The sequence below is a fragment of the Lysobacter sp. P5_C4 genome (assembly GCF_054049695.1).
Window position 1 is genome coordinate 244,714 of the sequence record NZ_JBFULX010000003.1, and the last position, 14,766, is coordinate 259,479.

At 67.4% G+C, this 14,766-nt stretch carries 16 protein-coding genes; 9 read left to right on the forward strand and 7 right to left on the reverse strand.

Annotation, left to right across the window (positions count from 1 at the left end; genetic code table 11):
• The 4 genes from ACXJJ8_RS09125 to ACXJJ8_RS09140 form a co-directional block, all read right to left on the reverse strand.
• Positions 1-1,302, reverse strand: a complete 1,302-nt coding sequence (locus ACXJJ8_RS09125; protein ID WP_499029140.1) for a peptidase MATCAP family protein — start codon at positions 1,300-1,302, stop codon at positions 1-3.
• On the reverse strand, positions 1,299-2,018 hold the full coding sequence (gene aqpZ / locus ACXJJ8_RS09130; RefSeq protein ID WP_499029584.1) for an aquaporin Z: 720 nt from the start codon (positions 2,016-2,018) through the stop codon (positions 1,299-1,301). The genes ACXJJ8_RS09125 and aqpZ overlap by 4 nt, the downstream gene beginning before the upstream one ends.
• A 17-nt stretch (positions 2,019-2,035) precedes the next feature.
• On the reverse strand, positions 2,036-2,989 hold the full coding sequence (locus ACXJJ8_RS09135) for a SphA family protein (protein ID WP_499029142.1): 954 nt from the start codon (positions 2,987-2,989) through the stop codon (positions 2,036-2,038).
• 69 nt (positions 2,990-3,058) lie between these two features.
• A complete protein-coding gene (locus ACXJJ8_RS09140) occupies positions 3,059-4,642 on the reverse strand; it encodes a sensor histidine kinase (RefSeq protein WP_499029146.1) in 1,584 nt (527 codons plus the stop codon).
• Positions 4,643-4,837: 195 nt separating this feature from the next.
• Between ACXJJ8_RS09140 and ACXJJ8_RS09145 the strand changes: the two genes are divergently transcribed.
• The 7 genes from ACXJJ8_RS09145 (at position 4,838) to ACXJJ8_RS09175 (ending at position 8,789) form a co-directional block, all read left to right on the forward strand.
• A complete protein-coding gene (locus ACXJJ8_RS09145) occupies positions 4,838-5,524 on the forward strand; it encodes a response regulator transcription factor (protein ID WP_499029148.1) in 687 nt (228 codons plus the stop codon).
• 88 nt (positions 5,525-5,612) lie between these two features.
• Positions 5,613-6,038: a response regulator gene (locus ACXJJ8_RS09150; RefSeq protein WP_499029150.1), complete on the forward strand. Its 426-nt coding sequence runs from the start codon at positions 5,613-5,615 to the stop codon at positions 6,036-6,038.
• A 78-nt stretch (positions 6,039-6,116) separates the two neighbouring features.
• The gene (locus ACXJJ8_RS09155; protein ID WP_499029152.1) at positions 6,117-6,584 is read left to right on the forward strand and encodes a YidH family protein; all 468 of its coding nucleotides are present in this window, start codon (positions 6,117-6,119) and stop codon (positions 6,582-6,584) included.
• A 21-nt stretch (positions 6,585-6,605) separates the two neighbouring features.
• Positions 6,606-7,154 (forward strand): DUF4136 domain-containing protein, encoded by a 549-nt coding sequence (locus tag ACXJJ8_RS09160; RefSeq protein WP_499029154.1) that lies wholly within the window; start codon positions 6,606-6,608, stop codon positions 7,152-7,154.
• The gene (locus ACXJJ8_RS09165; protein WP_499029156.1) at positions 7,151-8,104 is read left to right on the forward strand and encodes a formylglycine-generating enzyme family protein; all 954 of its coding nucleotides are present in this window, start codon (positions 7,151-7,153) and stop codon (positions 8,102-8,104) included. Before ACXJJ8_RS09160 ends, ACXJJ8_RS09165 begins: the two co-directional genes overlap by 4 nt.
• Before the next feature lie 9 nt (positions 8,105-8,113).
• Complete coding sequence (locus tag ACXJJ8_RS09170) at positions 8,114-8,482, forward strand: DUF1622 domain-containing protein (protein ID WP_499029158.1); 369 nt, start codon at positions 8,114-8,116, stop codon at positions 8,480-8,482.
• Positions 8,483-8,579: 97 nt separating this feature from the next.
• Positions 8,580-8,789, forward strand: a complete 210-nt coding sequence (locus ACXJJ8_RS09175; RefSeq protein ID WP_499029160.1) for a dodecin — start codon at positions 8,580-8,582, stop codon at positions 8,787-8,789.
• Here the strand turns inward: ACXJJ8_RS09175 and ACXJJ8_RS09180 are convergent.
• Positions 8,773-9,099: an antibiotic biosynthesis monooxygenase family protein gene (locus ACXJJ8_RS09180; protein ID WP_499029162.1), complete on the reverse strand. Its 327-nt coding sequence runs from the start codon at positions 9,097-9,099 to the stop codon at positions 8,773-8,775. The genes ACXJJ8_RS09175 and ACXJJ8_RS09180 overlap by 17 nt on opposite strands.
• Positions 9,100-9,263: 164 nt before the next feature.
• Between ACXJJ8_RS09180 and ACXJJ8_RS09185 the strand changes: the two genes are divergently transcribed.
• Positions 9,264-9,914: a response regulator gene (locus ACXJJ8_RS09185; RefSeq protein WP_499029164.1), complete on the forward strand. Its 651-nt coding sequence runs from the start codon at positions 9,264-9,266 to the stop codon at positions 9,912-9,914.
• Between the two features lie 73 nt (positions 9,915-9,987).
• Here ACXJJ8_RS09185 and rne read toward each other — a convergent pair whose 3' ends face one another.
• Positions 9,988-13,014, reverse strand: a complete 3,027-nt coding sequence (gene rne, locus ACXJJ8_RS09190) for a ribonuclease E (protein WP_499029166.1) — start codon at positions 13,012-13,014, stop codon at positions 9,988-9,990.
• 436 nt (positions 13,015-13,450) lie between these two features.
• Between rne and ACXJJ8_RS09195 the strand changes: the two genes are divergently transcribed.
• Positions 13,451-14,416 (forward strand): RluA family pseudouridine synthase, encoded by a 966-nt coding sequence (locus ACXJJ8_RS09195; RefSeq protein ID WP_499029168.1) that lies wholly within the window; start codon positions 13,451-13,453, stop codon positions 14,414-14,416.
• Positions 14,417-14,419: 3 nt separating this feature from the next.
• On the opposite strand, the gene ACXJJ8_RS09200 is transcribed toward ACXJJ8_RS09195, so the two are convergent.
• Positions 14,420-14,761 (reverse strand): 4a-hydroxytetrahydrobiopterin dehydratase, encoded by a 342-nt coding sequence (locus tag ACXJJ8_RS09200; protein WP_499029170.1) that lies wholly within the window; start codon positions 14,759-14,761, stop codon positions 14,420-14,422.
• Positions 14,762-14,766: the final 5 nt, after the last annotated feature.

Below are 14,766 nucleotides of genomic sequence, written 5' to 3' on the forward strand. Positions count from 1 at the left end.
TCAGGCGCCGATGCCGGATTCGGCGATGCGCTCGTCCTCGTATTCGACGAACCGATCGAGCTTGAACGTGTCGAGCCGGAATTTCTCGGTCGCCGCCGAAAAGGCCATCGTCGCGAGCACACGTTCGGGCGATTGCGCCCACGGCGGCACGTAACGCGGGCCGGCGATCAATCCCGACTCGCGGAACGGTGCCAGCGTGATGACGTCGGCGGCGTGGACGCGTCCGCAGAAGAGCATGCGCAGGACTTCGGCGCGGCTTTCGTGCAGTGCCTTGCAGATGAACAGGTGGACCATGATGACGCCTTCCAGGTAGGCGCCGTCCTTCGTGAAGCAGACCTTGCCGTGGACGTCGCCGCCACGGAACACGCGCGCGGCGCTGCGGTAGCTTTCGACCTCGGTCTGCCCGGCATCCAGGAACGTGCGGAAGACCTCCATGAAGTCGGCCCCCTGCAACGCCTGTCCGACGGCGACGACGCGCAGCGCCACGCGGCGCAACCGTTGCAGGTCGATCGAGCCGGTGATGATCTCCGAATACGTCGCCAGGCCTTCCTGCGTGCGCGTGGTGCGTGGCGAACCGACGCCGAGCGACTTGACGCAGGGCTGGTGCTTGCCGTTGAGCAAGGTGGCCGAGTGGATGAAGGCTTCGTGCTGGACGAGTTGTTCGACGTCCAGTTCGGAGAACATCGCGGTCGCGCGCAGGGTGATCTGCTTGCTGCCGGCGGAGGCTTTCGATGCGAGGTCGGGGTTGAGCACCACGTCGACCTTGTCGTCGGTGAAAAACGGATCGATGCGCGCGCGGATGCGTTCGGCGAATTGCTCGGCCGTCATGTTGCACGGCGTTTCGGGAATCCGGCGCGAATCGACCAGGCGATCGGTGGTTGCGAGCATGTCGCGCGCCGCATCGTCGGCGGTCACGTCCTGCGACTGGTACTTCGTGTCGGGGCGGCCGTAGAGCAGGGTGGAGCAGCGCGTGAACTCGGGCGTGCCGATGCCGCGCAACATCTGTGCGGCGACGCGGTAACTCCATGCGGTCTTCCACAGCCAATGCCCGATCGGATGCCCGCGATCGATGCCGCGCATGAGCGTATCGAGTTCCGCCACCTCGGCATCGAGCGCCTGCGGTTGCGTGGTGGGTTGCGGCAACTCGGGGTTGCCTGCACGCAAGCGTTCGAGGAAGCGCGTTTCCATTGTCGCGGGCCAGCCGATCGCATCGAGCACGCGGATCTTGCGCCCGACCTTGACGATGGCCGCATCCGCGGCGAGCAGGGGCGTCAGGACGGGATCGGCGGGCACGGCGTTCATTCGGGTCTCCGCAACCAGCGATACAGGCCGCCGCCGATCACGCCGCCGATGATCGGCACGACCCAGAAGAACCACAGTTGCTGCAGCGGCGCTCCGCCGATGAACAGCGCAACGCCCGTCGAGCGCGCGGGATTCACCGAAGTGTTGGTCACGGGAATGCTGATGAGGTGGATGAGCGTGAGCGCCAGGCCGATGGCGAGCGGCGCGAAACCGGCGGGCGCTTTCGGATCGGTGGCGCCCATGATCACCACCAGGAACATGCCGGTCATGACGAGTTCGCACAACAGCGCCGCGACCATCGAATAACCGCCCGGCGACATCGCGCCGTAGCCATTGGTGGCGAAGGTGCCCGCGGCGGTCGGATCGATCACGACATCCGCGCGGCCGTGCACGATCTGCCACAACACGAACCCCGCCAGGACCGCGCCCAGTGTTTGCGCGACCCAATAGGGGATCAACTCCTTCGCGGGAAAGCGACCGCCGGCCCACAAGCCTGCGCTCACCGCGGGATTGAAGTGTCCACCCGAAACGTGGCCGAGTGCGTATGCACCGGTGACGACCGTGAGGCCGAAGGCAAGCGCGACGCCCAGCAAACCGATGCCGAGCGGATTGCCGTCGCCGCCGAAGTTCGCCGCGAGCACTGCGCTGCCGCAGCCTCCCAACACGAGCCAGAAGGTGCCGATGGTTTCGGCGAGCAGGCGCTTGAGCATGTCGATCTCCTCGGGTGCGGTGTTCAGAACGTGATCGTGCCGGTGAGCATCATCGGGTTGCCTTCCAATCGATTCTCGACATGGAACTCGTACAACCAGCGTGCGGAGAATTCGACCTTGCCGGTCTTGTAGGTCGCAATGGGACCAACGGCCAACGCATGTCCCTTGAAGCCGTCGAGGCGGTCGGCAGTCGGCCCGGTGTCGTCTTCGAGTTGCTGGATCCAGCCGCCGGCGCCGCCGAAGCCCCAGCCGCTCGCGGTCCTCTTGATCAACAACGCATCCACGCGGAAAACCGCGCCATTCTGGTAATCGGTCGCGTCGTTGCGCGTGTACAGGTCCACTGCCGCCAGGGTCGTGAACTCGAGCGTGCCGGCCTGGCCGAGCTGCGTGTACGCGAGCGTTGGCGAAAACGACCAATTGTTGAGGCTGAGGTTGGCGAGTCTGTCGGCGTCGTAATCACCGGTGGGCGCGCTGACGTAGAGCGCGAGCGACAGGTGCCTGGTCTGGCTGAAATGGCGGCTGGCGATGACCGGCACGAGCGTCATGTCGAACAGGCCGGTGTCCTCGTCGTCGGTCGACAGCCCGAGACGGCCGATGCGCAGGTCCGCGCTGACATCGACCTTCGCGAACGGCACCGCTACCGCACTGGCGTAGTTCCAGCGGCCCTCGCCCGTGGGCCAGACATACACACCGGTAAAACTGAGCAGGCTGAATTGCGCATCCAGGCCGAGCGCGGTGCTGCGCCCGATCGGTGTTTCGCGCTGGCCCCCGATTTGCCCGGCGTAGTAGATGTACCCGACGGCGAGGTTGAATCCCGGCGTCGGCGGAACGACGCCTGCATACGGCGTCCCTTGCAGGCCGGTGATCGGCTTGCCGAGGCCACCTTCCGTGGCATGGGCGGGAGCGCCGGCAAACGTGCAGGCGAGGGCTGCGACCAGCGCGACGCAGAGGGGGAGGGAACGCGCGCTCGAGCGCATGTGCGATTTCCGCCGACGACGGGACGGCCCTATCCTCCGGCGGCAAGGCCACGCACCCCAACCCGACTTCTACGGAACCGGCCTCAGTACTTCTACCGATGACGCCGCAACGGGGAAGCGGACGTCCACGCGCGTGCCGCCACGCGGCCCTGCGGCGAACTCGATGCGGCCGTGCAGGGAACGCGCGCGTTCGACCATGCTGATCATGCCGAGCCCGCGGCGCGGTGCGGCCGCGCGATCGGCCGGCAGGCCGCGTCCGTCATCTTCCACGCGCAGCAGCGCCATGTTGCCGCCGTCGCGTCGCAGTTCGATGCGCACATGGCGCGCGCCGGCGTGCTTTTCGATGTTGTGCAGCGCTTCCTGCGCGATACGGAACAGGTCGAGCTTCTGCGGCTCGTCCAGGTCGAAGGACTCGTCTGTATCGCAACGCACGTGAAGGTCTTCGCGCGAATGGCCGGCGCACAGGCCTTCGAGCGATGCGGCCAGGCTCGTGTAGCGCAGCATGCTCGGGTGCAGTTCGTGCGACAGACGGCGGATGTCGTCGGACACGCCGAGCAGGCGATCCTGCAAGCCTTCGATGCGCGCGCGCCCCGGCGGATCGGCGTTGCGCTTGAGGCTGCTCAGTTCGATGGAGATCGCCGCGAGCGACTGGTTGACGTCGTCGTGCAGATCGCGTGCGATGCGGCTGCGTTCGTTTTCCTGCATGTTCATCGCGCGCCGCGCGAGCTGGCTCAGCCGCTCGCCGGAATCACGCAGGGCCTCGCTGGATTCGCCGCGTTGATCGCGCATCGCGGTGAGCAACAGCAACACCACCGTGGTGCCGATGGACCACCATTGCACGTGCGAGAGCGTGGCAAGGGGCGCCTCGTGCACGAGCGGCCCGATGCCGAGCGAGGTCAGCAGCAGGCAACCCAGCCACACCGGGAGCCACGCCACGCGCGTCCACGCCGAACCGAGCGTATGGTCGGCCCACAACAACAGCATGATCGGCGCGAGCAGCAGGAGCGGGAAGGCCTGGCCGTTGCCGATCGGCGAGATCCACGACACCACGATCGACAGCGCGCCGATCAGGATGATCGCCGGTTGCCAACCATGCGCATCGGCGTCGATCTCGTGCTCGCCAGCCAACCGCACGCCGCCGGTGAAGGCGGGGACGACGATCAGGTAGCCGATGCTGCGCGCGAGCATGTCGTGGGCGTCGGTCAGGGACATCGCCATCATCCCGAGTTGCGCGCCCGCCGCATGCGCCCACGCGCCGCCCGCCACGGGCAGGAGGACGCCGCACAGCACGAGGAACTTGACCGGATCACAACCGGTGGGCGAGATCCGGCCGTCGCGCGCCGGGTGCAACCACCACGTGCCCACCACGACCAGCGCGAACTCGCCCATCAGCACGACGCAATGCGGCAACAACTCGCGCTCCATGCCCACGCAGGCCATCGCGCTGCCGAACAAGGCCGCCCCGAACACGACGGGCCATCGCGCGCCCGGCGTCGCCAGCAGGCCGCACATCAGGATCGCGCCCGGGATCCAGACCGATTGGCCGAGGAAGGACGCCATCCACGGCGTCATCGTCATCGCCTGTCCGAGCGCGCCTGCCGCGGCGACGGCCGCGGGCAGGAGCCACCCCGTGCGTGCAGGTGCCAGGTCCATTGCGAGCCCCATGCGTTTTCAGCTTTGTCTACACCTCGTACACGCGTCCGGCAACGCCACAAGGTCATCGTTCCGACGGATGGATCACCCGTTCCAATACATGAATACGGCGAGGTCCCTCACACCCTTTGAACGCATTTCACGCGAGGCTCACCGTACGCAGGGGGACCCATACGACCTTCAAAGGGGCGGAAGATGGACGCTGCGAATTCGAGCGAACGCGCGCGGGTGCTGCTGGCCGACGACCACGTGCTGGTCGCGCAGGGCGTCGAAATGCTGCTGCTGGAGTGCTTCTGCAACATCCGGATCGTGAGCGACGGCGAGTCGCTCGTCGCGGCGGTGCGCAGCGATCCGCCCGACGTCGTCGTCTCCGACATCAGCATGGGCGGCATCAGCGGGCTGGACGCGATGCGCACGGTGCGTGGCCTGGGCATCGAGGTGCCGTTCGTGTTCCTGACGATGCACGCCGATCCCGAGCTCGCCGCCGAAGCGATCGAAGGGGGCGCGAGCGCCTATGTCCTGAAGTCCTCGGCAGGCGATGAACTCGTGCGCGCGATCTTCGAAGTGCTCGCGGGGCGCACCTACGTGACGCCGACGCTCGCCGCACGCACGATCCGCGCCAGCGCGCATCGCGCGCACGGTGCGCCGTCGGCTTCGCGCACCACGCCCGATGCGGCATTGACGCAGAAGCAGCGCGAGATCCTGGCGCGCGTCGCGCAGGGATTGCGTTCCAAGCAGATCGCGTTCGAACTGGGCTTGTCGGTGCGCACGGTCGAGTCGCACAAGTACGCGATCATGCAGGAGTTCGGCGTACACAGCACCGTCGAACTGGTCCGCAAGGCGGCGCATGCGGGGCTGATCGCGATCGACGCGCCGCCCTGACGTACTGACCGGGCACAGTAGTTTTACCTGCCCGGTTTCAGTCGTTTTCACGATAGGCGCGGGGCGCGCGTGGCTTCAGGCTGGTGGCATGCAAGGTCTCGCGCCGAATCGCACGCGCGTGCTGCTGGCCGAGGACAGCCCGGTGGTGGCGCGCCAGTTGCGCACGCTGCTGGCACAGGACTTTGAGGTCCTTGGCCTGGTGACCGATGGCGACGCCATCCTGCCCGCGCTGGAGGCCTTGCAGCCCGATGTGCTCGTCACCGACATCTCGATGCCCGGCATGGACGGGTTGCAGGCCGCCGAAAGGGCGTTGAAAGCGCATCCGGCGCTGCGCGTCGTGTTCATCACCGTGCACGACGAACCCGCCCTCGTCGCCCGTGCGCGCGCGCTTCCGCGCACCGCCTACGTGTTGAAGGCCGACGCCGGCGATGCGCTGTCCGCCGCGGTGGGCGAGGTGATGGCCGGCCGCTGGTATGCGTCGCCCTCGCTCAATCGGCAGGCGCTGCGGCGTTGAACGCACAGTAGAAATACTGAGGGCGGCGACCGTGTAAACCCCGTTGTGTGGTCCATGCGGCGACCGGAAGCTGGGCCCATGCCCCCGGTCGATCCCGTGACATTCAAGACCAGCGACGACATCTCGGTCGAACTGTCCTCGCGCCGCACCGGCATGAGCTTCCAGCGCACGCGCCTGAGCGCGGACCGCACGTTGATGTCGGTGATCCGCACCTCGCTGTCGCTCATCAGCTTCGGCTTCACCATCTACCAGGTGTTCACGCACTGGCTGGAAAACCCGGCCGCGCAGATTGCACGCGCGGCGCCGCGCAACTTCGGCATCGCGCTGGTCGCCCTCGGCATCGCTTTGCTGTTGGTCGGCATCGTCTATCACGCGCGTTACATGAAGCAATTGCGCGCCGAACGCACGCAGATGATCCGCGACGGGCTGATCCACGGGCAGAGCGCGTATCCGGTCTCGCCGATCCTGATCTGCGCGGTGGTGCTGCTGCTCATTGGTTTGATGTCGATCGCGAGCATGGTGTTCGACGTGAAGCCGTTCGGTTGAAACTTTCCAGGAGGCAACGCAATGAAGGCGCTCATTCCATTCGCACTGACCGCGCTGCTGGCCGGTTGCGCATCCACGCCCGACGTCACGGTCGACCACGACCCGGCCGCGGATTTCTCCCGTTACCACACCTACTACTGGGCGCAGGAACCGCAGGTCGTCAATCCGCTGGTGAAGCAACGCCTCCTCGCGGGCATCGATGCGCGCCTGGCGGCGAAGGGATTCACGCGACAGGAAGGCAGCGGCGATCTTGCGATCGTCGGCAATGTCGCGACCAGCGAGAAGCAGACGCTCGACACGATGTACACCGGCGCCGGCATGGGCGGGTGGGGGTACGGCCGGCCGGGATGGGGCGCCTACGGCGGCATGGGCAGTTCGACGACGCGCGTGAACACCTACACCGTCGGCACGCTCGTGCTGGACATGTTCGAACCGGCGACGAAGAAAGCGGTGTGGCGGGGCGTGGCCAGCGGCACCGTCCCCGATTCGCCGGAGAAGACCGACGCTGCGATCAATGCTGCGCTGGACAAGATGTTCGCCGCCTTCCCGCCGGGCGCTGCCGTCAAATGAGCGCGCAACCCGCGGTGCGCGCCGATTGCAACGCCGGCATGGTGTGGATCCCCGGACGTACGTTCCGCATGGGATCGGACGATCACTATCCGGAAGAAGCGCCGGCGCATCGCGTCACGGTCGATGGGTTCCGGATCGATGCATCGCCGGTGACCAACGCGCAGTTCCGTGCGTTCGTCGAAGCGACCGGGCATGTCACGCTCGCCGAAGTGCCGCCGAAGGCCGGGGACTATCCCGGCGCACTGCCGGAGATGCTGGTCGCGGCTTCCGTGGTGTTCGTCCCGCCGACGCATCGTGTCGGCCTGGACGATCACCATCGCTGGTGGCAGTTCATCCCCGGCGCCGACTGGCGACATCCGCACGGCCCGCATTCGTCGATCGAGGGCAAGGACGATCATCCGGTCGTGCATGTCGCCGCGCGCGATGTCGATGCGTATGCGCAATGGGCGGGCAAGGACGTGCCGACGGAAGCGCAATGGGAATGCGCCGCGCGCGGGGGACTGGACGACGCCGAGTTTGCATGGGGCGATGAATTCGCGCCGCACGGATTGCATCGCGCGAATACCTGGCAGGGCGAGTTTCCCTGGCAGAACCTCGCGCAGGATGGGTATGTCGGCACCTCGCCGGTCGGTGCGTTTCCCGCGAACGGGTACGGCTTGCTCGACATGATCGGCAACGTGTGGGAATGGACGTGCGACTGGTATCGCCCGCGCCATCCCGCCGAAGCACGCAAGGCCTGCTGCATTCCGGAAAACCCGCGCGGCGGCCCGCAGGCGTCCAGCTTCGATCCCGCGCAACCGCAGTTGCGCATTCCGCGCCGCGTGATGAAGGGTGGTTCGCACCTGTGCGCGCCGAACTATTGCCGTCGCTATCGTCCCGCCGCACGCATGGCGCAGCCGGTCGACACCTCGACCTCGCACCTGGGCTTTCGTTGCGTTCTGCGCACCTGAGCCACGCGCATGGAAGACCTCTTCAGGCAAATCAGTGAAGGCATCGCGTTGGCGCTGGAGGCGATCTCCGTCCTGATGATCGCCATCGGCGGCGTCGAAGCGCTCGCGCGCATCCTGATGCCGCTGTTCCGCAACCAGGCCACGCACGGCCGACGTCGCGCGGCATGGCTGAGCCTGGCGCGCTGGTTGCTGCTCGGCCTGGAATTCCTGCTGGCGGCCGACATTGTGCGCACCGCGATTTCGCCGGACTGGGACGACGTCGGTTTGCTCGCCGCGATCGCGGTGATCCGCACGTTCCTCAACTATTTCCTCGAACGCGACCTGGAAGCGGCCTCGCGCGAAGCGCCGACGGCCGAGGCGGCGAGGGAGATGCAATGAGCACGCAACCCACATCAACGAGGCGCATCGGCCTGACCGCTGGCCGCCGGCACGCGGACGAGGCGTTGTGTACGAACGTCCCTCCGGAGATCCGCGCATGTCCAGCCACGTCTACAAAGCGGTCGAGCTCACCGGTTCATCGAAGACCGGCACCGACGATGCCGTGCGCAATGCGATCGAACGCGCCGGCAAGACGATCCGGAGCCTGAAGTGGTTCCAGGTGATCGACACGCGCGGTCACGTCGAAGACGGCCGCATCCAGCACTGGCAGGTGACGATCAAGGCCGGCTTCACGCTGGAGGAGTGAGCGGGCCTGCACTCGCGGCGATGTCGTAGTGCACGACGGTCGATTCGAACTCCAGCAGGAAGTCGCGATCCTCCGGGTAATACTTCGCCATGGCGATGTCGTCGCCGGCGAAGGCGACGATGGCCTCGCGCGAGGTCCAGTGCGTCATCGTGATGAAGTGGGCGACATCGCCCTCCATGCGTCGCAGCAACCACACACCCGTGTTGCCGGGAATGCGGCGGTAATCGGGGATCGCGCGAGCCTCGAGGAACGCCAGGTACGCATCGGCGTGGTGGGCGTTGGTGCGGCCGTGCCACATGCGGACGATCATGGGCGGGGCTCCGTGCGGGCGACGCCGCGATTGTGTCATGTCATGCGCGCGGCGCGCGGAAGATTCCACTGTCCATCCGCGACCGTGCCCGCGAGCGAAAGCTGACCGGCGTCGCACGTGCCCGGTTTCGCATCGCCTTAGGCTGTTGCGAAAGGAGGTCATGGATGACGATCCGTGTATTCGTGGTGGACGACCACGTCATGGTGCGCACCGGAATGTGCATGATCCTCGGCGAAGGGTCGGGCGTCGAAATCGTCGGGCACGCCGAGAACGGGGAAGATGCATTGCCGCAATTGCGCAGGTTGCGGCCTGACGTGCTGGTCTGCGACGTGCACCTGCCCGGCATCAGCGGGCTGGAGGTCACCGAGCGCGTGGTGCGCGGTGGTTACGGCACGCGCGTGATCGTCGTGTCCGCGCAGCACCAGGGGCCGCTGCCGCGGCGCGCGATGGAAGCGGGTGCATCGGCCTACGTCGGCAAGAGCCACGATTCGACCGAACTGCTGCGGGCGCTGCAGGATGTCGCGCATGGCAGACGCTATCTCGCCACGGGCATCGCGCAGCAGATGGCGCTGGCAGGCATCGATGGCGCGGGCGCTTGCCCGTTCGACGCACTGTCGCCACGCGAACTGGAAGTCGCGATGTTGCTCGTGCGTGGATTGCGCCAGGAAGACATCGCGCGGCGCCTGAGCCTAAGCGCAAAGACGATCAACACGCACAAGTCGCGCTTGTTCGAGAAGCTGGGGATCCGCGATCCGATCGCGCTCGCGCGGATGGTCAGTCGCTACGGGATGTGCGATCCGGCGTTGGCGTTGTAGGCCCGCTTCGGAAAAACAAAGGCCGCACCCGGAGGCGCGGCCTTTGTCGTTGCGCTTGCGGCTTCGAAAGCGCTTACGCGTTCCGCTGCTCGTGCTTGACGTCTTCGACCGCGTCCGCGGCGGCCTGCGCCGGATCGGCGGAAGGCACGGCGTCGAACAGGCCCGGCGTCGGGGTCGGGCCGGCGATGGCGTCCTCCTGCACATCGCGCTGCATGTCTTGCTGCACGACGGCGGTCTCGACCTGGGTTTCGGGCTCGGGCCGCGTTTCGACCACGGGTGCAGCTTGCGACGGCACCGGCGCGACTTCGATCGGCGCGACTTCGACAGGTGCTGCATCGATCGGTGCTGCATCGACCGGCTCGGCTTCGCCCTGCGCGGACGCGGCTTGCGCAACGCTTTCGTTCGCGACCGGTGCATCGGTCCACGTGCCCGGCGTTGACGCCGAGGCGTGATCCCATGCGGCCGCGGCGGATTCGACGTTGGTCTCGGCCGGAGGAGTGCGCTCGACGTCGTGTTCCACCGGCGCCTGTGCGAACTGCGCTTCATGCGCGGCGGCCTGCTGCGGCGCGGCGGCCGCTTCGGCGGGCTGCGATGCGACCGGGGCGGGCGCAAAGTCGTCCTCGAAGTCGAACTCCGGCTGCGAACGATGCTGCGCGGCGACTTCGCCGGTGTCGGCGTCGTCGTGCATGGCGCCTTGCGCGTCGCCTTCATTCCCGGCTTCGCCCTCGGCGCCGCCTTGGCCACGACGGCGACGACGGCCACCGCGGCGGCCGCGACGACGGCGTCCGCCGGCTTCGCCCGCGTCGGCGTGCGCATCCTGCGGATGTTCGGTGCCTTCGACGACCGGCGGCTGCTGCACGGCGTCCTGCGTGGCGTCACCGGGCTGCACAGCGTCGGTTGCGGGCAGGCCCGGCGCGATCGACGTCACTGCGGCCATCTCGGCGACCGGCTCGACCTTCGCCTCGGCAGCCCTGGCGGCATCGGCGGCGGCCTGTTGTTCGCGCTGGCGCTGCTTCTCGGCGTTGCGCGCCAACTGATCGGCCCGTTGCTGCTCGGCGCGCTGCTGCTGTTCCAGACGCTGCTGTTCGCGCTGCGCTTCATCGCGCGGCGGCTTGGGCTGCTTCTGCTGCTTCGGCGCCTGCGGCTGTTGCGGCTGGTTCTTCTGCTGCGCCTGCTGCGGACCTTTTTGCTGGGCGCTCTTCTGGTCGCGGCGGCCTTCGTCGCGACGGCCCTCGTCACGGCGGCTATCGCGCCCGGCTTGCTGGCTGCGGCCGCGGCCGTCGCGCGAATCGCGGCGGCCGTCGCGAGCATTGCGGCCACGCTCTTCCTGCGAACGCGGGGTGGGCGCGGGCGTTGCGACGACGGGTTCACCGCCACCGAACAGGCGCTTGAAGAAGCCGCCGATGCCACCGGCCGAACGCGCGACCGCCGCCGGAGCGGCGGCAACGGGCGCCGGCGCAGGTGCGGGTTCGTCGCGCGGTTCTTCGCGCACGGGCGCGGGCTGCGCGGGACGCACGTTGGTGACCGCCGGCAGGTTCGGGATGTTGAGGTGCGCCTTGGTCAATGCGTGCGTGGCCAGCTTGCGCGGCGTGCCGCGCATGTAGCTCGGCTTGCTGCTCTCTTCGCCGATCTCGTTCTCGCGGATGCGCGTGACTTCGTAATGCGGCGTCTCGAGCTGGTCGTCGGCGACGATGACGATCGGCGCGTCGTGGCGCTGTTCGATCTCGGCCAGCGCGCGGCGCTTTTCGTTGAGCAGGTAGTTGCCGATCTCGGTCGGCACCTGCACGAGCACCTGGCCGGTGTTTTCCTTCATCGCGTGTTCTTCGGCGATGCGCAGGATCGAGAGCGAGAGCGATTCGACGCTGCGCATGCGGCCGTGGCCTTCGCAACGCGGGCAGACGAGCTGGCTGGATTCGCCCAGGCTCGGGCGCAGGCGCTGGCGCGACATCTCCAGCAGGCCGAAGCGCGAGATGCGGCCCAGCTGCACGCGCGCGCGGTCGTACTTGAGCGAATGCTGCAGCTTGTTCTCGACTTCGCGCTGGTGCTTGTTCGAGGACATGTCGATGAAGTCGATGACCACCAGGCCGCCGAGGTCGCGCAGGCGCAGCTGGCGCGCGACTTCCTCTGCCGCTTCCAGGTTCGTCTGGAACGCGGTTTCCTCGATGTCGCCGCCCTTGGTGGCGCGCGCGGAGTTCACATCGACCGCGGTCAGGGCTTCGGTCTGGTCGATCACCAGCGCGCCGCCGGAGGGCAGGCGCACGGTGCGCTCGTACGCGTTCTCGATCTGCGATTCGATCTGGAAGCGGTTGAACAGCGGGGTGTCGTCGGTGTAGTGCTTGAGCTTGCGCAGGTTGTGCGGCATGACCTGCTGCACGAATTCGCGGGCTTCCTCGAACATCTCCGGCGTGTCGACGAGGATCTCGCCGATGTCGGCGCGCATGTAGTCGCGCAGGGCGCGGATGATCAGGCGCGATTCCTGGTAGATCAGGAAGGGGCTGGGCTTGGTGAGCGCCGCTTCGGCGATCGCCTTCCAGACCTGCAGCAGGTAGTCCAGGTCCCACTGCAGCTCTTCCGCGTCGCGGCCCACGCCGGCGGTGCGGATGATCACGCCCATGTCGTCGGGGATCTCCAGCTTGTCCATCGCCTCCTTGAGGGCGGCGCGGTCGTCGCCTTCGATGCGGCGCGAAACGCCGCCGGCGGTCGGCGAGTTGGGCATCAGCACCATGTAACGGCCGGCGAGCGAGATGAACGTCGTGAGCGCCGCGCCCTTGTTGCCGCGCTCTTCCTTGTCGACCTGGACGACGATTTCCTGGCCCTCGCGCAACAACTCGCGCAGGCCCGCCTTGTTGTGGTCGACGCCCTGCTGGAAATAGTCGCGGGAGATTTCCTTCAGCGGAAGGAAACCATGGCGGTCGCCGCCGTACTCGACGAAGGCCGCTTCCAATGAGGGTTCAAGGCGCGTGATGCGCCCCTTGTAGATGTTGGACTTCTTCTGTTCCTTCGACGGCTGTTCGATGTCGATGTCGTACAGGGTCTGGCCGTCGACGATGGCCACGCGCAGTTCTTCGGCCTGCGTGGCGTTGATGAGCATTCGCTTCATTTGCGTTCCTCGCGCGCTGTCGCACGCGGAACGCCGTGGGCGTTCGCCTCTGGATACCGCGGCGCCATCGGCGCGCCATGCAGGCGCATCGTTGTCGCTTCTTGTATGCCAGCGCTACGACACCTCGGCGAACCGCGGGAGCGCTTGTATTCCCAATCCAATTTGCGGGCCGGCGACGTTGCGGCGGGGGAGCCTTGCGTCGCGCGGGTCGTGTGAGCGCCGATGTCTGACGCACCGGGCGATGGCCGGGCCTGCCGACGAGCCGCTAACATGGCCGCCCCGGGGGCGGTGGTCGCGCACTGTGTCGGGGATCGCGGGAGGCGGGCTTTCGGCCCGTTGGCTGTGCGGGAACGCGATGTTCGCGGTCCTTCGCGCAATCTCCCTGCGAAATCAAACCCTTACTTCGCGCGGCGAGTGTAGCAGGTCAAAGGCGAGCATGGACCCCACCGATCAATCCCCCGGCCGTGCCCCCGCACAGGCCCGGACCGTCCGCATTGCCGATGACCGGGAAGGCCAGCGGCTGGACAACTTCCTGCTCGGGTATCTCAAGGGCGCGCCGCGCTCGTTGATCTACAAGATCGTGCGGTCCGGCCAGGTGCGCGTGAACGGGGGCCGCGTGAAGGCCGACAGGCGCCTGGAGGGCGGCGACGAGGTGCGCATCCCACCGGTGCGCCTGGACGAGCCGACGGAGAAGGGCACGCCCGCCAAGGGTCTGCTCGACGCAATGGAAGGCAGCATCGTGTTCGAAGATGGGCGCCTGCTCGCCGTCAACAAGCCCGCGGGCGTGGCCAGCCACGGCGGCAGCGGCATCAGTTTCGGCGTGATCGAAACGCTGCGCGTGCTGCGCCCGCACGACGGCCTGGAACTGGTGCATCGCCTCGACCGCGACACCTCCGGCCTGCTCGTGCTGGCGAAGAAGCGTTCGGCGCTCACCGAACTCCAGTCGCTGATGCGGGAAGAGGGCGGCATCGCCAAGCGCTATCTCGCGCTCCTCGTCGGCCGCTTGCCCAACGGCACGATGACGGTCGACGCGCCGCTGCACATCGGCCTGCGCCAGGGCGGCGAGCGCCATGTGCAGGTGAATCCGGCGGGCAAGCCGTCGCTGAGCCACTTCAAGGCGTTGGAGCGCCGCGGTGGCCAGTCGTATTGCGAAGTGCGCATCGAAACCGGCCGCACGCACCAGATCCGCGTGCATGCGCAACACATCGGCCATCCGATCGCCGGCGACGACAAATACGGCGATGCGGCGGCGAACAAGCGGCTGCGCGAACAGGTGGGGTTGAAGCGGATGTTCCTGCACGCATCGACGCTGGACTTCGCGCTCGACGGCGGGCGCGCCCCGTACGCGCTCAACGCGCCGCTCGCGCCGGAATTGATCGACGTGCTCGACCGCCTGGCCTGAGGCTCAACCCGCCAGGCGTTCGGTCTTGGCGGCCAGGATGAAGTCGTTCTCGCTCAGGCCGCCGACGTCGTGCGTGGAAAAGCGCACCACGCAGCGGTCGTAATGCACGCCGAGGTCCGGATGGTGGTCCTCGGCGTTGGCGATGAAGGCCAGCGCGTTCACGAAGCCCATCGTGCGGTAGTAGTCCTTGAACTTGTAGGTCTTCACGAGCGCGTGGCCGTCCTCGGCCAACTCCCAGCCGGGGATCTGCGGCAGCAATTCGCGCACGCGGGCTTCGTTGAGCTTGTGCTCGGCGCCGCGGCGCGGGATGCAGTGGGCGTCGGCGAGGGCGATCAGGTCGGACATGGGGG